23 protein-coding genes and 1 other RNA gene are annotated in these 18,401 nt (G+C 38.9%); 7 read left to right on the forward strand and 17 right to left on the reverse strand.

Going from position 1 to position 18,401, the window contains the following annotated elements; translation table 11 throughout:
- Positions 1 to 95 precede the first annotated feature (95 nt).
- On the reverse strand, positions 96 to 299 hold the full coding sequence (locus tag LC033_RS05045; protein WP_226567166.1) for a helix-turn-helix transcriptional regulator: 204 nt from the start codon (positions 297 to 299) through the stop codon (positions 96 to 98).
- 37 nt (positions 300 to 336) lie between these two features.
- Complete coding sequence (locus LC033_RS05050; protein WP_226567167.1) at positions 337 to 543, reverse strand: helix-turn-helix domain-containing protein; 207 nt, start codon at positions 541 to 543, stop codon at positions 337 to 339.
- A gap of 142 nt (positions 544 to 685) precedes the next feature.
- Between LC033_RS05050 and LC033_RS05055 the strand changes: the two genes are divergently transcribed.
- Positions 686 to 1,075, forward strand: coding sequence for a helix-turn-helix domain-containing protein (locus LC033_RS05055; protein WP_226567168.1), 390 nt, complete (start codon positions 686 to 688; stop codon positions 1,073 to 1,075).
- A gap of 207 nt (positions 1,076 to 1,282) precedes the next feature.
- Here the strand turns inward: LC033_RS05055 and LC033_RS16795 are convergent, their stop codons facing one another.
- A complete protein-coding gene (locus tag LC033_RS16795; RefSeq protein WP_264188646.1) occupies positions 1,283 to 1,405 on the reverse strand; it encodes a hypothetical protein in 123 nt (40 codons plus the stop codon).
- 18 nt (positions 1,406 to 1,423) lie between these two features.
- Complete coding sequence (locus LC033_RS05060; protein ID WP_226567169.1) at positions 1,424 to 2,512, reverse strand: AimR family lysis-lysogeny pheromone receptor; 1,089 nt, start codon at positions 2,510 to 2,512, stop codon at positions 1,424 to 1,426.
- A 251-nt stretch (positions 2,513 to 2,763) separates the two neighbouring features.
- Here LC033_RS05060 and LC033_RS05065 point away from each other — a divergent pair, with 251 nt between their 5' ends.
- On the forward strand, positions 2,764 to 3,831 hold the full coding sequence (locus LC033_RS05065) for a tyrosine-type recombinase/integrase (protein WP_226567170.1): 1,068 nt from the start codon (positions 2,764 to 2,766) through the stop codon (positions 3,829 to 3,831).
- 73 nt (positions 3,832 to 3,904) lie between these two features.
- Here LC033_RS05065 and ssrA read toward each other — a convergent pair.
- The 7 genes from ssrA to LC033_RS05100 form a co-directional block, all read right to left on the reverse strand.
- Positions 3,905 to 4,268, reverse strand: a transfer-messenger RNA (tmRNA) gene (gene ssrA / locus LC033_RS05070).
- A 175-nt stretch (positions 4,269 to 4,443) separates the two neighbouring features.
- Positions 4,444 to 4,914 carry an SsrA-binding protein SmpB gene (gene smpB / locus LC033_RS05075; RefSeq protein WP_226567171.1) on the reverse strand — a complete coding sequence of 157 codons (471 nt, stop codon included), beginning with the start codon at positions 4,912 to 4,914 and terminating at the stop codon, positions 4,444 to 4,446.
- Between the two features lie 141 nt (positions 4,915 to 5,055).
- On the reverse strand, positions 5,056 to 7,395 hold the full coding sequence (gene rnr / locus LC033_RS05080) for a ribonuclease R (protein ID WP_226567172.1): 2,340 nt from the start codon (positions 7,393 to 7,395) through the stop codon (positions 5,056 to 5,058).
- A gap of 19 nt (positions 7,396 to 7,414) precedes the next feature.
- Positions 7,415 to 8,161 (reverse strand): alpha/beta hydrolase, encoded by a 747-nt coding sequence (locus LC033_RS05085; protein ID WP_226567173.1) that lies wholly within the window; start codon positions 8,159 to 8,161, stop codon positions 7,415 to 7,417.
- 124 nt (positions 8,162 to 8,285) lie between these two features.
- Positions 8,286 to 8,519, reverse strand: a complete 234-nt coding sequence (gene secG / locus LC033_RS05090; RefSeq protein ID WP_226567174.1) for a preprotein translocase subunit SecG — start codon at positions 8,517 to 8,519, stop codon at positions 8,286 to 8,288.
- Positions 8,520 to 8,705: 186 nt separating this feature from the next.
- Complete coding sequence (locus LC033_RS05095) at positions 8,706 to 8,996, reverse strand: AbrB/MazE/SpoVT family DNA-binding domain-containing protein (protein WP_226567175.1); 291 nt, start codon at positions 8,994 to 8,996, stop codon at positions 8,706 to 8,708.
- A 38-nt stretch (positions 8,997 to 9,034) separates the two neighbouring features.
- Complete coding sequence (locus tag LC033_RS05100; RefSeq protein WP_226567176.1) at positions 9,035 to 9,265, reverse strand: helix-turn-helix domain-containing protein; 231 nt, start codon at positions 9,263 to 9,265, stop codon at positions 9,035 to 9,037.
- A 157-nt stretch (positions 9,266 to 9,422) separates the two neighbouring features.
- Between LC033_RS05100 and LC033_RS05105 the strand changes: the two genes are divergently transcribed.
- Positions 9,423 to 9,827, forward strand: a complete 405-nt coding sequence (locus tag LC033_RS05105) for a helix-turn-helix domain-containing protein (RefSeq protein WP_226567177.1) — start codon at positions 9,423 to 9,425, stop codon at positions 9,825 to 9,827.
- 130 nt (positions 9,828 to 9,957) lie between these two features.
- The gene (locus LC033_RS05110; RefSeq protein WP_281430308.1) at positions 9,958 to 10,359 is read left to right on the forward strand and encodes a helix-turn-helix domain-containing protein; all 402 of its coding nucleotides are present in this window, start codon (positions 9,958 to 9,960) and stop codon (positions 10,357 to 10,359) included.
- Positions 10,360 to 10,645: 286 nt separating this feature from the next.
- Here the strand turns inward: LC033_RS05110 and LC033_RS05115 are convergent, their stop codons facing one another.
- From LC033_RS05115 to LC033_RS05130, 4 genes are read right to left on the reverse strand one after another with little or no spacing between them, the layout of a single operon-like run.
- Entirely contained in the window at positions 10,646 to 11,335 is a 690-nt protein-coding gene (locus tag LC033_RS05115) for an ABC transporter permease (RefSeq protein ID WP_226567179.1), read from the reverse strand.
- A 21-nt stretch (positions 11,336 to 11,356) separates the two neighbouring features.
- Positions 11,357 to 12,274, reverse strand: a complete 918-nt coding sequence (locus tag LC033_RS05120; RefSeq protein WP_226567180.1) for an osmoprotectant ABC transporter substrate-binding protein — start codon at positions 12,272 to 12,274, stop codon at positions 11,357 to 11,359.
- 13 nt (positions 12,275 to 12,287) lie between these two features.
- Positions 12,288 to 12,941, reverse strand: a complete 654-nt coding sequence (locus LC033_RS05125) for an ABC transporter permease (RefSeq protein ID WP_226567181.1) — start codon at positions 12,939 to 12,941, stop codon at positions 12,288 to 12,290.
- Positions 12,942 to 12,954: 13 nt separating this feature from the next.
- A complete protein-coding gene (locus LC033_RS05130; RefSeq protein ID WP_226567182.1) occupies positions 12,955 to 14,100 on the reverse strand; it encodes a betaine/proline/choline family ABC transporter ATP-binding protein in 1,146 nt (381 codons plus the stop codon).
- A 269-nt stretch (positions 14,101 to 14,369) separates the two neighbouring features.
- On the opposite strand from LC033_RS05130, the gene LC033_RS05135 reads away from it, so the two are divergent.
- Positions 14,370 to 14,906, forward strand: a complete 537-nt coding sequence (locus tag LC033_RS05135) for a GbsR/MarR family transcriptional regulator (RefSeq protein WP_226567183.1) — start codon at positions 14,370 to 14,372, stop codon at positions 14,904 to 14,906.
- Positions 14,907 to 14,958: 52 nt separating this feature from the next.
- On the opposite strand, the gene LC033_RS05140 is transcribed toward LC033_RS05135, so the two are convergent.
- A complete protein-coding gene (locus tag LC033_RS05140) occupies positions 14,959 to 15,591 on the reverse strand; it encodes a MarC family protein (RefSeq protein WP_226567184.1) in 633 nt (210 codons plus the stop codon).
- Between the two features lie 116 nt (positions 15,592 to 15,707).
- Here LC033_RS05140 and LC033_RS05145 point away from each other — a divergent pair, with 116 nt between their 5' ends.
- The gene (locus tag LC033_RS05145; protein ID WP_226567185.1) at positions 15,708 to 16,172 is read left to right on the forward strand and encodes a hypothetical protein; all 465 of its coding nucleotides are present in this window, start codon (positions 15,708 to 15,710) and stop codon (positions 16,170 to 16,172) included.
- A gap of 15 nt (positions 16,173 to 16,187) precedes the next feature.
- Entirely contained in the window at positions 16,188 to 16,652 is a 465-nt protein-coding gene (locus LC033_RS05150) for a GNAT family N-acetyltransferase (RefSeq protein ID WP_226567186.1), read from the forward strand.
- A 452-nt stretch (positions 16,653 to 17,104) separates the two neighbouring features.
- On the opposite strand, the gene eno is transcribed toward LC033_RS05150, so the two are convergent.
- The gene (gene eno / locus LC033_RS05155; protein ID WP_226567187.1) at positions 17,105 to 18,397 is read right to left on the reverse strand and encodes a phosphopyruvate hydratase; all 1,293 of its coding nucleotides are present in this window, start codon (positions 18,395 to 18,397) and stop codon (positions 17,105 to 17,107) included.
- Positions 18,398 to 18,401 lie beyond the last annotated feature (4 nt).

An 18,401-nucleotide genomic window follows, 5' to 3' on the forward strand; every position in this document is an offset into this window, starting at 1 on the left:
CCTCGTCTGTCTTCTGTTCAAAAGAAAACTTCTCCGACAAACAGATTGCTTTTTTTCTCTTTTTTACTTTGAACTTTTGGTTCACTTTTTTTTATTCATGATCTAACCTCCACCGTATTAAATAACTCCTCTACCTTTTGATCAAAAAAACTTGCAATAGTTAAAGCTTCATCAAGCAGAAAATCTCTTTTCCCAGTTTCTTTTAGGTGATAAGTTTGTGGGTGTGTTCCAATCAATTCAGCTATTTCTCTTTGAGACATCCTTTTTTCCTTACGGGCAACAAATAGATTTAAGTGCATATAATTCCCTCCTAACATTTTGTTTCCTCACAGACACCTATTTTGTCAAAAAAAATTTCACTTCTATATTTAATATTTTTGAAATTTTTTCAACTGCATCAATACTCGGCTTCGCATTTCCATTTTCTATTCTACTGATGAATGATGCAGAAAACCCGGTCATTTCACCTAATTCAGTCTGAGAAAGCTTTCTTTTAATACGAATTCTTCTGACTAGTTTTCCAAATTCATTGAAAACGGACATTCCTTATTCACCCTCTTCGGTGTCTGTGATGTACCAAAAGTGTAACACACGTTTATTTTTAACACAATAGTTATACAAAAAGAATTTTCATGACAGGAACATTCTGTGATATAATTTAGCTAGATAAGGTGGGTGTTTTACCGTGAAAAACAAAATGGGTGAGTCAATTCGTTCATTGAGGAAACAAAAGAAAAAAACACTTAGAGAAGTTGCAGTGGCAATTAATGTTACTCATAGCTATTTATCTAGACTTGAAAGAGGCTTAAAGAAACCCTCTATGGATATGATAGAGAAACTGGCTGATTACTTTGACGTTCATAAATCTTATTTTTTCTTAGAGGATGATAAGATTGAGGAAATGTCTACTGGTGAAAAAATTCTAACCTTTGAGAAAGATCTTTCAATTGAAAATTTAAAAGAAAAATACAATATTACTCACAAAGGAAAACCTGTTTCTGATGATGAGTTAAAAGTGATGATAACTGTTTTAGAAAGTTATAGAGATTCACAAAACATAGGCAATAAAGATTAAGAATCCGTTTGATCTTTATTGCCTTTAATTATGCCCATGAATTCTTCATAATCAATATCAATTTTCATAATAGCCCTCCTCAATAAAATGTCTCTATATGTAGTTTGAACGACTGAGTTTTTAAAGGTTTCCTGTTTTCGCAAATCCGGAAAACAGGAAACTCCCCGTAAAAACACGAAAGACGGTACCATTTCTGGTAACGTCTTTTTACATTCCTACTTTTACATCTTTAGTTTGATAAACAGGTTCTGTAGTTGATACAGTTGTTTGGTACCCTGAAACAAGCAGAATTATGCTTGCTAAAATCAATGTTTTTGTTAAGTATTTCATTTGTTCACCCCCTGACTATTAGAGTTTATAGTCAAGTTCCAATTTTTGCAACTCTAGTTTAGGAATATTAGCTCTGAAATACTCTCTTTTTTCAGAGAAATAATGAAGTGATAACAGAATTTTATCTGCTCTCGCTTCTTTTACTCCATCGAATAAGTATGCATATGGTTTAAGGCGTTCATCACTATAATAATCAGATAATTTATTATGTTCCTTTAGATTTCTGGTAAATTCAGAAACATTATATCTCGAATCAATATCAGTTTTCCAATAATATTGTAAAATCGCAATTTCCTCTTTATTTTGTACAATCTCATCTACTCTTTCTGGATGCTTCTCCATGAGATTTAAAAATCTATTATAATACGTTAATGATTTTTCATAAGATGTTAAGAAATAAGATAGTGCAAGCAGATGGTTAGCAGTTATTTCATGACTTTCACTAACTTTGTTTTCAAGAAGTGAAGTCGCCGCTAGTCTTGCAAGCCCAACATTATTTTCTTGCTTAAGGTAAACATTTGCTAATACCTCATCTATTCTGGCACTGAAACTCTTCCGAAGAAAAGGGTCTTTCATGTTATTCATGCAAGAATCTGCTTTGTTAATATAAAAATGAGCCATATCGAACTTCCCTAAATTATAGTAACCATAAGTTTCAAGGATTAGCAATAATGATTTTGCTTCTTTTGTTTTGAAATTATTCATGCGCAACTTACTAATATTCTGCATGTCAAAATTTCCTCTATAATTCAAAATCCATTTATACAGTAAACAAGGTTCAGGTGCAACCGCTGAATATTCTACAATCAAGTATCTCATAACACCAAACATTTTTTGGTTATAACAATACTCCAAAGCGCAAAAAATATATTTTTTATCTATTCCACTTTTACAGTAATCTTTCATCAATTCTTTTTCTTTATCAGGAGATATGTATTGAACGGCTTGAATCACCATCCAAAAGGCTATCTCTTTCCCAGAGAGAAATTTACTCATATAACCTTTAGTTATACCAATACTTTTTGCAATCTCTATCTGAGTATTTTCTGATATATCTAATCTTTCCTTTAATATTCTCCCAATATCCTTTTTTTCCTTGACTGTCATAAATATCACCTTTTCAATAACAATTTACCATTCTACTGAGAAAAATTATGTCGAATTGTGACGATGAAAGTTAGAATTTTTTGATTTTTCTGATGTAATTAATTCCTCCAATTCTCTATTATACCATATTTTACACTTTTTTCTTGCTAATATAGTCTTATTTTCAAAAAACAAAACTTTTAAAAAGACAATAATAGTGTTATCTTTATATCTAATCTAAGAGTAAATGGAAATTTGTTAGAGGTGAAATGATGCCTGTATACAAGGATAAGAAAACCAATACATATTACTTTGCAACAAGAATCACTTTAAGTGATGGGACAAAAAAACAAGTAAAGCGCAGAGGATTTAAAAAGAAGAAAGATGCTCAAGAAGCCGAGGCAGAGTTACTTCTCGGCTACAATGATGAAAAAATAGCCCAGATTACTTTTCAAGAAGCTGCTCAATCTTATTTTGACTGGTATCAAGCTCGACGAAAAAAGTCATCAATTCAGGTGATTAAAAACATCATCTTCAACCACCTAATACATGAATTTGGACAAATGGAAATCAAGAAAATTTCACCAAGGCATGTAATGCTTTATCAAAATAAAATCATTAATAAATATGCTCCTGATTTTCTTAAAAAAATCCACTCTACCTTATCGGCAGTATTCAACTTTTCAGCGAAGTATCATGGTACTGAGAATAACCCGGCGAAAGTAGTTGGTAATTTTGAAGTGTCTGTTAATAAAAGGTTGAATTACTGGGAGTTTGAAGAGTTTAAAACATTTATAAGTGTGGTCGACGATCCATTGTATAAAGCATTCTTTTCCACGCTTTATTTTAGTGGAGCAAGAAAAGGAGAGTTACTTGCCTTAACATGGGCTGATGTCAATTTTGAAGAAAATTATATAGACATTAATAAAACTGAGTATAATAGAGAAATTACCCCTCCAAAAACAGCCGCATCTATAAGAATTATTTTGATGCCAAATCAAGTGATGGATCTATTAAAGGGCATAAAAAAAGACGCTGAAAAAATAGCGCCAGTTAAAAATGATTATAGAGTTTTTGGAACGTTTTACGATAGTATAGCTACCAGCACTATCGACAGACGTTATGCAAAATATTTAAAAGAATCGAATGTCAGAAAGATTGTTATTCATGAATTCAGACATTCTCATGCCTCATATTTAATAAATAAGAATTGCAACCCTTTGGTACTAGCCAATCGTTTAGGGCACTCAGATGTTGCAGAAACTTTAAACACTTATAGCCATCTGTACCCTTCCAAACAAAAGGAAGTTGTGGCTTTCATGGAAGAAGAGATTTTCTAAAATGTTGCCAAAACGTTGCCAGACCCATATCAAGGGCTTTCAAACCCTTGATATGACTGCATTCTAAAAGTTTTGATGGAGACGGTGGGAGTCGAACCCACGTCCAGAGACATCGATTACTTAAGCGTCTACGAGCGTAGTCAACATATTTACGTGTTCACTCATCCGCATGCCTGCTGACGGGCGCTTGGAGAGCTAGTCTGATGGATCTCTTCTTACGTCCTCAGACGAAGACGTAAGCGTAGCCTACTTCATTGGGCTCCTCACAAACACATAGGCGATGTCAGGAAGAGCTCGCTGCGCTTATTAGGCAGCTAGTGCTAAGTTTTGGTTAAAACTTTTAGTTTTGCCAGTTACATTTAAGTGCGTGTTAACGAGATCGCCTCTCGGCTCGCAGCCTAAGCTCGAACCATCCCTGTCGAATCCGTAACGTCCCCTTGTAAAAGGGATATACGGGATGGAAACGTTCAGCTTAACTGCTTCCGTATATAACTATTATAACAGCCTTATTGCCCGAAACAACTGGTGGTTTCTGTAAAAATGCGATGATAGTTTACTGCACATCGTATTTTAGCATAGTGTTGATGCTCTTAGCAAGCCATCCGCCCCGGGCTAGAATTGCTTCTGCCGATCACGGAAGGCACGTTCGATTTCACGTTTTGCATCTTTTTTCTTCAAATCTTCACGTTTATCGTATTTCTTTTTCCCTTTACCGACTCCGATCAGCACTTTGGCAAAGCCATTTTTCAAATATAATTTAATGGGAACGAGTGAGTAGCCCTCTTCCTTCGTCACACCAATCAATTTGCTAATTTGCTTGCGATGAAGCAGTAGCTTTCTCGTTCTCAGCGGATCATGATTATAGCGGTTCCCCTGCTCGTATGGGCTTACGTGCATGTTGTGAAGAAATACTTCTCCTCGTTCAATTTTGGCAAAGGAATCTTTTAAATTCACTTTTCCTGCACGAATCGATTTAATTTCAGTTCCTTGTAAAACAAGGCCGGCTTCGTACGTTTCTTCTATAAAATAGTCATGGTTCGCTTTTTTGTTTTGGGAAATAACCTTTCCCTCTCCCTTTGGCATTGGCGTACACCCTCCTTTTGACACAATCACGGTCCAAATCGTACGGATTATTTTATCAAACAATCCAGCTTTCGACAATGCTGACGCCATGTGGCCAAAAAAGCAAATAGAGCATGATGCCCTATTTGCTTTTTTGGCCCGTTACTTTTTCTTTTTCCGCTTTTGATTCGGTGTGTTATCAAATACGCGTTTTTTCTTTTTCTTCTTTTTACGGCTAGTGAACCAGTCGCCGCCTTTATCATCTTTGACTTTATCCCCGGACGGCTTTTGACCTCCGTGCCCTCTTTTTGCAGGTGGATCTGTCCGTTTTTTGAACTTGAAATCTTTTGGCAATTTGCGGCGAGTGCCTTTCATCCCGACGATTTCAAAATCAATGGAGTGCTCATCTTTATTGACATCAACCACTTTGACAGTGATTTCATCACCAATACGGTAGACATTTCCTGTGCGTTCACCGATCATGGCAAAGTGCTGTTCATCAAAGCGATAGTAGTCGTCTGTCATGTAGCTGACATGGACAAGACCTTCTATTGTATTCGGTAATTCAACGAATAGTCCGAAGTTCGTCACGGAACTAATCATGCCATCAAACTCTTCACCAATTTTATCAAGCATAAACTCAGCCTTTTTCAGGTCATCTGTTTCACGCTCTGCATCGACTGATCGGCGCTCCATCGTAGACGCATGGTCTGCGATTTCTGGCAACAGCTGCCCCCATTTTTCAAGGGTCTCTTTGTCTGTCTTTTTCTGAATTAAATAGGTTCTGATCAGCCTATGCACGATTAAATCAGGATAACGGCGGATCGGCGATGTGAAGTGCGTATAAAATTCCGTAGATAATCCAAAATGGCCGATGCTTTCCGGATCATACTTCGCCTGTTTCATCGAGCGAAGCATCACGGTTTGAATCACCACTTCTTCTGGTTGATTTCGGACGGCATCGAGTACACTTTGAAGTGCACGCGGGTGAATATTCGTCGACGTACCTTTCACAATGTAACCAAATGTCGTGACGAACTCTAAAAAGCGCTGAAGTTTCTCAGGATTAGGTTCTTCGTGAATGCGGTAAATGAATGGAACATTCATCCAATGGAAATGCTCTGCCACCGTTTCGTTTGCAACCAGCATGAATTCTTCAATTAATTTCTCTGCGACGGAACGCTCACGAATCACCACGTCTTTCGCTGCTCCTTCATCATCTACAAGTACTTTTGCTTCCTTGAAATCAAAGTCTACAGCTCCGCGCTCCATCCGCTTGTCACGAAGAATTTCTGCAAGCTTCTCCATCTCTTGGAACATCGGTACAAGTAGCTCGTATTTGTCTAGTAGCTCTTCGTCTTGATCCACTAAAATCTTATTCACATCTGAATACGTCATTCTCTCCGTCGTTTTGATCACACTTTGGAAAATCTCGTGTTTGACGACCTTCCCGTTTCGATCAATAACCATTTCACAAGACAGTGTGAGACGATCGACCTTCGGATTTAATGAACAAATGCCGTTTGATAGGCGATGAGGAATCATCGGAATCACTCGGTCTACAAGATACACACTCGTCCCGCGCTCATAGGCTTCCTGATCAATGGGAGAATTCTCTGTGACATAATGAGAGACGTCCGCAATATGCACCCCTAGCTTGTATTTACCATCATCCAGCTTTTGCACAGTGACGGCATCATCCAGATCCTTTGCGTCTGCACCGTCAATTGTCACAATCGTTTCGTTGCGCAGATCACGTCTGCCTTTCAAATCTTTTTCATCGATTGTTTCAGGTGTGTCTGCTGCCTGCTGGAACGCTTCTTGTGGGAACTCACCCGGTAGGCCGTGTTTATGAATGATCGACAAAATATCGATGCCAGGGTCATTTTTATGACCTAAAATTTTAGTCACTTCGCCCTCTGCACTCATTCTTCCTTCTGGATAGCTTGTCAGCGTAACAACAACCTTATGACCTTCTACCGCTCCGTTTTTAGCGGATTTCGGAATAAAGATATCGTTTGTGATCTTTTTATCATCAGGAATGACAAAACCAAAGCTTTTCGTTTCTGTATAGGTACCGACAACCGTTTGAATATTTCGCTCCAGAATTCGAATGACTGTTCCTTCTTTTTTGGTGCCATTGGATTTATGGCTGACACGAACCATGACCGTATCGCCATTCATCGCTGTTCCAAGCTCTGTTGGAGGAATGAAAATATCATCCTGTCCAAACTCTTCAGGTGTCACAAAAGCAAATCCTTTCGTATGAGCGGACAGCTTTCCTTTTACCAAATTCATTTTTTCAGGTACACCGTAGCGATCACTGCGTGTACGTACAATGAGTCCCTGATCTTCTAGTGTCACAAGGGCTTTAATGAGCTCTTTATAATCATCCGCATTGGTAATTTCCATCATGACTTCTAGCTCTTGGACCGTTAACGGTTTATATGCTTCTTCTTTCATGAAAGCGAGTAATTCATCCATAAATTCTTCTTTTTGCACACTCTAACCTCCTATATATTTAAATTGACCAATCGAGTGATTCCAAGAATGCATATACATCCTGATGAACCTTTTCTCGCTCTTTATCAAGCGTGATGACATGGCCCGATTCTTCATACCATTTCAAGTGTTTTTCATCTGATTCTACTTCGTTATAAATAATATTGGCACTGTCTGTATTAATCATATGATCATGACGTGCCTGAACAACAAAAGTAGGTGAATAAATCATGTCAACATTACTTCTGACATCTGCAATCAGTTCTTGCAGAGCCTTGAGCATACCCATTGGTGGTTTCTTAAATTCTTCCATTTCTTGTTCAATCTGGTCCTCTGACTTACCCTCGAATTTTTTATAGTTACGGGCATAATCTAGTACACCCTGGTACATGACTTCTTCACTTTTTATGTACATAGGTGCACACATAGGTACAATTCCCTTTACAGGTACAGTGTAACCTAATTTCAATGAAAAAACTCCTCCGAGGGATAGTCCGCACACAGCAATTTCCTCATAGCCCTCATCTTTTAAAAATTGATAGCCTTCTTCTACATCTTTCCACCAATCTACCGGGCCTGTATAGACAAGCTCCTCTGGTGGCACGCCGTGTCCTTTGTATTGGGGTGCGTGGCATGTATAACCTCTTTCATTCAAATAACGGCCAAGCATTCGAACATCTGCTGTATTTCCAGTAAAACCGTGAAGAAGAAGCACCGCCTTTTCTCCACCTTTAAACGTAAATGGTTTTGGTGTAACAACTTTCATGATGTGACTTCCTTTCCTTCTGATATGGTTTATATTTTCCACTTGTATGTATGAAACACAGAAAAAAGAGTGCTGATAATAAAAAAAGGTCTGAAAAAAGATCAGACCTTCTGTTACTCGCGCCTTACACGCCTAAATATGCCAATGCAAGTGTTAAAATGAAGAAAAGCACTGACAAAATGACAGTTAATCGGTGAAGAATCAAGTCAAGACCTCTCGCTTTTTGCTTACCGAAGAGCTGCTCGGCTCCACCTGAAATAGCACCTGACAGTCCGTCACTTTTACTTGATTGTAATAATACAACAATGATAAGTGCGATACTGACAATTACGAGTAATGTGATAGCAAATACGTGCATGAAAACACCTCCAGACAAACTGGTACACATAACTTTATTTTACATGAAAATAAGGTGCATGTCACGAAACATCAAAATAAAGATTTACTATATATCGTCGACTTTATTTATCATTTTGATTCAATTTCTTTCCAAAGGTTTTCATACAACATGTTTTATATGGCATTTTTCTTTTAAAAAAAGATTTTAACGAGTTGCTTCTTCTTTTAATAGCTGTTTTAATTCTACTAACAGTCGTTCAGCCCCTTCAGGACTCAGCACCACTTTGCCATTTCCGTAGCTTTTGTTGTATTTCGTTATTTGGCCAGTTAACTGGCAGCTCTTATCTGCATCATATTTTTTCAGCATAATGGTTTGACCTTCGATGAAAATTTCTAAAAGCTGCTCTACTTTGATATTGAGTACCTTTCGCATTTCTGAAGGCAGAACAATTCTGCCAAGAGAATCAATGTGTCTGACCATCCCAGTCCTTTTCAATGATGTTGCCTCCTTTAGTTAAGATACTATGATTTTATTTATTGACTTTTGTCAATACTTTCATAGTAAAATAGATCTTCAAATTTTTTTTCAAAGTAATGAATCATTTTGCCAATGACAAGCTGTCCTGGTTTCCGGTGACCATTTAATACCCTGCTGAGTGTGGCAGGAGAGATGCCAATTTCATCTGCGAGCTGATTTAAAGACATATCGTTTTCGATCATATACTGCATCACAAAAGAACGCCTGATCTGAATCTTTTCAACCATCTTTACAACCTCCTATAGGATCAATATGTACAGAATGTAAGACTCTCTCATCAAACAGCTCCATTTACTTATGTCAACACTTTTATACCCTTGCTATTTCCTTTGGTCAATGATCATACTAAAATAAGTCATATACTGTAATGTGAGGTTCGATGACATGAATCCCTTTGGTGAACAATTACGCATTTTAAGAGAAAATAGAAAGATGTCTGTCAATCAACTCGCCATGTATTCTGGTGTAAGCGCTGCTGGTATTTCCCGTATTGAAAATGGAAAGCGTGGTGTGCCAAAGCCTTTAACCATAAAAAAATTAGCACACGCTTTGAAGGTGCCTTATGAGGATTTAATGCTGCTTGCCGGTTATATTGAACAGGAAAAAGTTCATGAAATGAAACCTAAATATGAGTCCATTTTGAAAATCTATCAAACGGCGCTCCAAAAGGATGTAGAACATCTCCCCATTTTTGATGGAGACCAATGGGAAACACTCACCACACAAGACATCAGACAGCTAAATCAATACTTTTTCACGCTCACCAACCAAAAAAAAGCGAACAAATAGCGGGGCATAAACTTAATGTACATCCACCATTAACTAATGTCAATATTTTCATGGTATACTTATTGCCAATAGTCAACAAATCGAGTAAAATAGAAATACCTAATCTTTAACCATGTGAGGTTTTGAGTTGATGAACTTCGGTGCATATTTAAGAGCATTACGTGAGGAAAAGAAACTATCTGTGAACCAATTAGCCATGTATTCAGAGGTTAGCGCTGCCGGTATTTCTCGGATTGAAAACGGGAAACGCGGCATTCCGAAACCTCCAACGATTAAGAAACTAGCAGGTGCATTAAAAATACCCTATGAGGAAATGATGCTGGCTGCAGGCTATATTGAGGAAGCATCCCCTGTCCCTCTGATCAAGGAAGCGGAAATGGCTTTGTCCAAAATAAGGGAAGCAGCAGAGCAATATGAACTTGGAGATCTCGAAATATTTGATGGAGACATATGGTCTACCCTTTCAAAAGAAGAAATTGAGGGCCTAAACCGCTATCTGTTATTTATGTTAAACATCCGTTCGTCATCATAAAATATTTTGATCATTGACAAGCTTTTTACGCTTATTTATAACTGAATTTCGGTATTATGGTGTCAGATTGCAGTGAAGAAAGATGAATTAATCTGACATGTGCCCCGGTTTGAAAAAGCAGAGATTAAAAGAGCTAGGAGCATCAGGTATTGTAAAACGGAGGTTTTTGCATAAACACCAGTACGCATTGAGTATTCTTTTGATGTGAGCCGCGTGATGATCATAAAACAACCTCCCTATCACATATGTAAGGGAGGTTTTGTCTTTTCTTTATGCCTCGAAATGCTTAAGCAGAGGTGATGTTTTTTTCAGGTAAGGCTTTTCTTTCTTTTTTCTTGTTGGTCGGGCTTAAATAGCGTTCAAGCCAGCCCATGACAAGATCGGCAATAATGGCCATGAGCGCAGTTGGAATAGCACCTGCTAAAATAATGGCTGTTCCGTTTGTGGCGTTTGATCCTCTGATGATGATATCACCAAGTCCTCCAGCACCAACAAATGTCCCAATCGCTGTAATGCCGATTGCGATGACTAGTGCGGTTCTTAAACCAGCCATAATGACAGATAAAGCAAGCGGTAATTCAACCATTCTCAGCACTTGCCATTTCGTCATGCCCATTGCCTTACCAGATTCTAAGTAGGCGTGCTCAATGGTAACAATTCCTGTGTATGTATTTCGGACGATGGGCAGAAGCGAATACAGAAAGAGTGATAGGATCACTGTATTTGCGCCAAGTCCTAAAACAAGCATCAACACAGAAAGCATCGCTAACGCTGGTATGGTTTGAATGACATTTGTAATGGCGAACACCCAATTGCTCAGCTTGCGATAATGTGCCACGAAGATGCCTACCGGAATTCCAACAATCGCCGCAAACAACACCCCATACGCTGACATGAGAAAATGCCGATAAAATTCTTCTAACACATATGAACCGTTCTGCTGATAATACGCCCATAATTGCTGCAATGTGTCCATCAGATTTGACACCTCCCAATCTTATTCAAAGTAATTGTGTTTTTTCAAGAAATTCTTCGCAACGGTCGCTGGTTCTTTAAGTTCCCCATCAACTTGATAATTGAGCTCTTGCATTTGTTCCGTATCGATTTTCCCAATCAGCCTGTTAATCACCTTATCCAGCCCTGGATTTTCTTTTAACACCTTCTCCGGGACAACTGGTGATGCATCATACGGCGGGAAGAATCGTTTATCATCTTTTAAAATTTTGAGATTATAGGCTTTGATCCGTCCATCTGTTGAATAAGCGAGCACAATATCCATTTTTTCATTTTTCAATGCATCATAAACTAAACCAATTTGCATCGGAAATGTGCTTCCAAATTGGATGCCGTATGTTTTCACAAACCCCTCATACCCGTCACCTTTCTTTTTGAGCCAAATATTATCAACACCGAAGCGATAATTTTTCGCATTCTTTTTCAAATCAGAGACAGTTTCTAAATTGTTTTCCTTCGCCATCTTTTGCGTCACGGCAAAGGCATAGGTATTATCAAAGCCATAGGAATCAAACCAATTGTATCCGTAGCGCTTTTTGAATTCTTTCTGGACAATTTCCATCGCAAGCTTTGGGTCCTTTTCCGCATCCATTCCAAGCGTACTTGTCAAATCCGTGCCTGAATATCTTGTCGCAGAAATGTCAACATCACCGTTTTCCATCGCTTTCTGCTGTACGGTGTTAGATCCTAGGTTTTTCACAATGGTCGTCTTTTTATCTGTGTAATGCTCAATCATATCCCCAACCATATAGGCCATAATTTCTGATTCGGTAAAGTTTTGTGCTCCAATTCGCAGCGTATTGCCTGAGGAGCCGGCTAGTCCAGGAAGTGAACAGCCACTTATCAATAGCAAGCATCCGGCAAGCAGTGCACTGATCCAATTTGTTTTTCGATTCTTCACATGAGCCAACTCCTTATGAAACTTCCTTCAATCCTTTTAAGCCTTCTGGTGTAACTTTTTTCTCAAGCTTCATCAATGTAAAATCGATGATTACCGCTAAAATCGTGACTGGAATGGCACCAGCAATAATGTATTCCGTCTGATATAGTTGAAGTCCAATTAGAATATAGTCACCAAGACCGCCTCCACCGATAAAAGCGGCAAGTGTTGTCCAGCCAATCAAATAAATCGTTGACGTTCTGACACCTGCCATAATGACCGGAACGGCAAGCGGGAGTTCAACAAGACGAATTTGTTCAAATGTCGTCATGCCGATCCCTTTACCAGATTCAAGCAAGTTTTTGTTCACACCTTGAACACCGGCATACGTATTTCTCAAAATAGGCAAAACCGAATAGAAAAATAGAGCAACGATTGCAGGTATTTTCCCAACCCCCAAAATAGGAATAAAAAATGCAAGAATCGCTAAACTAGGGAGTGTTTGAAAGACATTGACAACACCGATGATAAAACCTGCGCCTTTTTTCATTCGTGTGAGAATAACACCTAGAGGAACGGCGACGATAATGCCTAACACGACAGCAATTAAAGAAATATATAAATGCTCCCACATTTTTGTGAGGAGTTCCCCACCATTTTTCTCTAGAAAATTGATGATTTGATCCATATGTACACCTCCCTTAGTTCATTTCAGTGACAGCCGGTGTATCTTCTCCCCAAATGGAATCATACACAACATCAACAAGACTTGCACGTGTCACAATGCCTTTTAAATGCCCTTGTGCGTCCACAACCGGTACATATTTAATGCCGCGTATTAAAATTCTTCGGACGGTGTCTCTTAGCAGCGCGCCTTCTTGTACTGTATAAAACTCTGTATTTAAAATATCGCCAACGAAGGCTGCTTTTCTGCGGTTCGCATCGATCGTTTCAATATCGATATAGCCTTTTAGCAATTGATCTTCATCCACCACAAGCAAGGAATCAACCCGCTTTTCTCTCATGATATAAATGGCATCCGTCAGCGTTTTTTCAACTGTAATCGTTACTGGTGACGTATTCATCATTTGCTCTACACGTTCCATGTTCGGATTTGATTGAAGCAGACGTTCTTTCCCGATGAACTCTTCTACGAACTCATTGACAGGGTTACGCAAAATATCATCTGGCGTGCCTACTTGGACAATCTCTCCATCCTTTAAGATCACTATTCGATCAGCGAGTTTGATCGCTTCATCCATGTCATGTGTGACAAATACGATTGTTTTATTTAACGTTTTTTGTAGTTTCTTAAATTCTTCTTGCAATGAATCTCGTGTAATTGGATCCAGTGCACCAAATGGTTCATCCATAAGGATGAGAGGGGGTTCTGCTGCTAGTGCGCGAAGAACGCCGATTCGCTGCTGCTGTCCGCCACTGAGCTCATGCGGGTAACGCTCTAAATATTCCGGCCCCATGTCCACTAGCTTGAGCAGTTCTTGCGCCCGTTCTTTTCGTTTTTCTTCCGGCCATTTTAATAGCTTCGGAACAAGTGAAATGTTTTGCGCAATGGTCATATGGGGGAAAAGTCCAATTTGTTGAATGACATAACCAATCTCTCTTCTTAATTGGACTGGATCTTTTTTCATAATGTTTTCTCCCTCGATTAAAATGTTTCCTGAAGAAGGTTCAATGAGCCGGTTGATCATCTTCATAGTTGTCGTCTTACCACAGCCACTCGGTCCAATAAAACAAATAAATTCTCCTTTTGCTATTTCTAAATCAATATTTTTGACAGCTTTTCTTCCGCCTTTATACGTCTTAGATACATTGTCTAGTTTCAGCAAATGAGACACCTCCAATTAGTGGGATATATATTTTCAGAAAATTTTCACCTTATTTATTATAGTGCAAACTTTATAAAATAAAAAGTTTACGGTGTGTTTGTATTACATAAGATTCATTTAAAATTTTCAGTTAACGGTCTAATATGTAGTAATCCCTCCTTTTTCCTCCAAATTACTAGCAAATACTCAATATTTATTGTTTTCATCAACAAACAGGTATATGATATATTGTGATACAAATTGTCAGTCGTGAAGGGATGAAGCCAAGAGTGGACAAGTTAGCGTTAGGTGCCATTCAAAAAGCACAGGATCATTATATTGAAAAAGCTGCCGAGAACATGAATGCCTTTGGTCTTTCTGCTACAGTGGGTAGAGTGCTTGGTATCATTCACATGAACCGTAAACCGATGACGCTAGGAGAGCTATCAGAGGAGACCGGCATGAGCAAAACAAGAATGAGTCAAGTCGTTCGAGAAATGCTTGATTTGAATATTGCTGAAAAGGTTTATGAAAAAGGAATACGTAGAGATCTGTATGACGTTGAACAAGATCATTACCAAACGTTTATTTCGTTGTTTGCAGCCAATTGGTCACGTGTTGTCAGCAAAAATCGCAAGGCACATAAGAAAACGTGCAAGGAATTGTTGGAGCTACTTGAACAGGACGACTTACCAAAAGAGACAGAGGATAAAATCAATCTTCTTCTTTCAGAAATTAAGGAAAGTCTAGATTACTATGATTGGATTAGCCGCTTAATTGAGTTTTTTGAAAGTGAAGAAGTGTTTAAGCATGTGCCAAAACCTTAAAAAAGCTGTTTTATTTTACATTTTGTAGAAAAAACGGCTTTTTTATATACACTTATGACATCAACATTGGGAACATCCCTTTTATTCCTGCGCCAATCATCTCTACTGCTACTACAGCAAGAATCAAACCCATCAAACGAGTGACGACATTCATCTCTGTTTTCCCCATTTTTCGCATGATGAAACTTGAATATTGAAAGGCATAATAGGTCATGGCAAGAACGATCATAATGCCAATCAGAATCGCAAACATATGAAGCGCCACCTGACTTCCTGGGGTTAAACTCATCACTGTGGCAATCGTACCGGGGCCGGCAATAATGGGGATCGCTAGCGGTGTAACAGAGACATCTGCTTTCTCTTTGCTTTCTGCCTTTTCGTCCGAATGAGGGTTTTGAACATGGGATTCTTTTGCATTCAGCAAATTGTAAGCGATACCAAAAATAAAAATACCTCCGGCAATGCGGAGTGCATGAATATCAATTCCAAATAACTTGAAAATGAGCCTACCTGCCAGTAGAAAAGCAATCAAAATGATAAAAGATACGATAATGGCTTTTTTGGCCGTCTGGGTGCGCTCTTTCTCTGAATAGCCTTCTGTTAAGGTGATAAAAAGAGGCACGTTTCCAATTGGGTTTGACACAGCAAATAATGACACAACGACATGAATCATAAAGGAAATCAACAGACACCCTCCTTTTTTCATAGTGTCTGCCAATATGACGTAATTATTCCCATGTTCTGTTAAAACCTGTTTGTCTTTAACCGATGTTAATAGAGATTAAGAGAAAGGGGAATCACATGAAGAAAACCATCACCATTATCCTTCTGTCTGTTGCGATTTTAGGCGCAGTTGGCTGGATTGTCTGGCAGCAGCAGACCATCAACGAAGCAGAGGAAAAACATCAGCAACAAACCAAAACGACCGATCAGCAGCTAGCGCAGTTAAAATCAGATAAAACGGATATGAAACATGAAAACGATGATCAAAAAAAGAAACTGTTCACCGTCACAAAAAAGCTGGAGAAAGAAAAGAAGGCTTATCAAAAAGAGGTCAAACAGCGTAAAGCTCTTGAGTTAAAAATTGACCAGCTTCAAAAAGAGCTGGCAGCAGCGAAAACAACTGCTCAAGCAAATAAGCAGACAGCACAAGCTACTAGGAAACCACCTGTCAAAAAAGACCCGAATGTCACTCATCACCCTCCCTCCCAGTGGGTACAGGATCAATATGATTGGGGCGTTAAACAAGGGTATATTAAAGAATAAAGAGGATGAAGTGAATTGATACAGATTCGGCCATTGTCTCGTGATCAATCTGTTCCTATGGATCTTTTACTATTAGCTGACCCTTCAAAAGAAAAGGTCCTTGCCTATATACAATCTGGCTCTTGTTATGTCGCTTTTCATGAACAAGAACTGATTGGTGTCTATGTTCTTTCATCTCGATCCCAGCACACCGTAGAAATTATGAATGTCGCCGTCAAGGAGTCATGGCAAGGAAAAGGAATTGGGAAACAGCTAGTCCGCCACGCCATTACTGAAGCTAAAACAGCCGGTGCTCACACAATCGAAATCGGCACGGGAAACTCTAGTATTCATCAGCTAGCCCTTTATCAAAAGTGTGGCTTCCGCCTTACATCCATCGATCATGATTTCTTCCTTAAGCATTATGATGAACCGATCTATGAAAATGGCATTCAATGTATGGATATGGTCCGACTTTCGTACGTTCTTCAAGCAGACTGACTTCATTCAGTCTGCTTTTTTATGTTCTGCGCTTTTTTACCACATGAATCACATATTGAATCAAGAAGTAGAGTACACCGCCCGCTAAAAAGCATACCACGCATCCAAAAAGGGTCGCCTCTGAGCTGAATTGATCCTCATCAATTTTCATGATATAAAACGGCATGCCAAACAAAGTGGGACTTGATTCAACATGATTGACCTATATCATCAGTAAAATAATACCATTATCGTATATAAAACATACAGTTTAATTAGAATCGTATTTTTATTATGTATTTAGTTATTTATTTCACATAAATTTTGGTCGATTTATATTTTCAACTGACATCAAGATCCTTTTTTCACAATGAAACAAAGCTGACTAAACATTCAGCTTTGCGGATTCCAAAAACAAAAAAACGCTGTTGCACGCTCTCATAAAAGAACGGCACGCAGCGCCTTGTTTAACATTACTTATTCAAGTTGTAGAATGTTGCAATACCGTGATATTGTGCTGTTTCAGCCAATTGATCTTCGATGCGAAGTAATTGGTTGTATTTCGCCACACGGTCCGTACGAGACGGAGCACCTGTTTTGATTTGTCCAGCATTTGTTGCAACTGCGATGTCTGCGATTGTGCTGTCTTCAGTTTCACCAGAACGGTGAGAGATGACAGCTGTGTATCCTGCACGTTTCGCCATTTCGATTGCATCAAATGTTTCAGTTAATGTACCGATTTGGTTTACTTTGATCAGGATGGAGTTACCGACACCATTTTTGATACCTTCAGAAAGCTTCTTCGTATTTGTTACGAACAAGTCGTCTCCTACTAACTGAACCTTGCTGCCAATACGCTCAGTTAATAGTTTGTGACCTTCCCAGTCGTTTTCATCAAGGCCGTCTTCGATAGAGATGATTGGGTATTTCGATACCATATCTTCATACCAGTCAACCATTTCAGCAGATGTTTTCACAACACCTTCGCCTGATAAATGATATTTACCGTCTTCTTTGTTATAGAACTCAGAAGATGCAGCATCCATTGCAAGTTTCACTTCTTCACCTGGTTTGAAGCCAGCTTTTTCAATAGCTTCTACGATTGTTTGAAGCGCTTCTTCGTTAGAACCAAGGTTTGGAGCGAATCCACCTTCGTCACCTACAGCTGTGTTTAAGCCTTTTGCGCTTAATACAGATTTCAGGCTATGGAAGATTTGTGCGCCCATGCGAAGTGCTTCACGGAAGTTTGGTGCACCTACAGGCATAATCATGAATTCTTGAATATCTACGTTGTTATCCGCATGCTCTCCGCCATTGACAATGTTCATCATTGGAACTGGAAGCGTTTTGGAGTTGAATCCACCAAGATATTGGTAAAGTGGAATTTGTAAAAAATCAGCAGCTGCACGTGCTACAGCGCTAGATACGCCAAGGATTGCGTTTGCGCCTAATTTCCCTTTGTTTTCTGTTCCATCAAGTTCGATTAACAGCTTGTCAATCGCTACTTGTTCTGTTACATCAAATCCTAAAAGCTCTGGTGCAATGATTTCGTTTACGTTGTTTACTGCTGTTAGAACACCTTTTCCAAGGTAACGGTCTTTGTCCCCGTCACGTAGTTCTACTGCTTCATATTCACCAGTAGAAGCACCACTTGGAACTAATGCACGGCCAAAGCCGCCAGACTCCGTGTACACCTCTACTTCAACTGTTGGGTTACCGCGAGAGTCTAATACTTCGCGTGCATATACGTCAACAATGTATGGCATTGTT

This window comes from Bacillus stratosphericus (assembly GCF_020524495.1).
GTDB lineage: Bacteria > Bacillota > Bacilli > Bacillales > Bacillaceae > Bacillus > Bacillus stratosphericus_B.

What these genes read in the sequence shown, in the direction of transcription:
- LC033_RS05045 (WP_226567166.1), bottom strand. Translation starts at nt 299, where the DNA reads ATGCACTTAAATCTATTTGTTGCCCGTAAGGAAAAAAGGATGTCTCAA.
- LC033_RS05145 (WP_226567185.1), top strand. Translation starts at nt 15,708, where the DNA reads ATGAAGAAAACCATCACCATTATCCTTCTGTCTGTTGCGATTTTAGGC.
- LC033_RS05100 (WP_226567176.1), bottom strand. Translation starts at nt 9,265, where the DNA reads ATGGTTGAAAAGATTCAGATCAGGCGTTCTTTTGTGATGCAGTATATG.
- LC033_RS05050 (WP_226567167.1), bottom strand. Translation starts at nt 543, where the DNA reads ATGTCCGTTTTCAATGAATTTGGAAAACTAGTCAGAAGAATTCGTATT.
- smpB (WP_226567171.1), bottom strand. Translation starts at nt 4,914, where the DNA reads ATGCCAAAGGGAGAGGGAAAGGTTATTTCCCAAAACAAAAAAGCGAAC.
- eno (WP_226567187.1), bottom strand. Translation starts at nt 18,397, where the DNA reads ATGCCATACATTGTTGACGTATATGCACGCGAAGTATTAGACTCTCGC.
- secG (WP_226567174.1), bottom strand. Translation starts at nt 8,519, where the DNA reads ATGCACGTATTTGCTATCACATTACTCGTAATTGTCAGTATCGCACTT.
- LC033_RS05065 (WP_226567170.1), top strand. Translation starts at nt 2,764, where the DNA reads ATGCCTGTATACAAGGATAAGAAAACCAATACATATTACTTTGCAACA.
- LC033_RS16795 (WP_264188646.1), bottom strand. Translation starts at nt 1,405, where the DNA reads ATGAAATACTTAACAAAAACATTGATTTTAGCAAGCATAATTCTGCTT.
- LC033_RS05060 (WP_226567169.1), bottom strand. Translation starts at nt 2,512, where the DNA reads ATGACAGTCAAGGAAAAAAAGGATATTGGGAGAATATTAAAGGAAAGA.
- LC033_RS05125 (WP_226567181.1), bottom strand. Translation starts at nt 12,941, where the DNA reads ATGGATCAAATCATCAATTTTCTAGAGAAAAATGGTGGGGAACTCCTC.
- LC033_RS05110 (WP_281430308.1), top strand. Translation starts at nt 9,958, where the DNA reads ATGAACTTCGGTGCATATTTAAGAGCATTACGTGAGGAAAAGAAACTA.
- LC033_RS05085 (WP_226567173.1), bottom strand. Translation starts at nt 8,161, where the DNA reads ATGAAAGTTGTTACACCAAAACCATTTACGTTTAAAGGTGGAGAAAAG.
- LC033_RS05115 (WP_226567179.1), bottom strand. Translation starts at nt 11,335, where the DNA reads ATGGACACATTGCAGCAATTATGGGCGTATTATCAGCAGAACGGTTCA.
- LC033_RS05105 (WP_226567177.1), top strand. Translation starts at nt 9,423, where the DNA reads ATGAATCCCTTTGGTGAACAATTACGCATTTTAAGAGAAAATAGAAAG.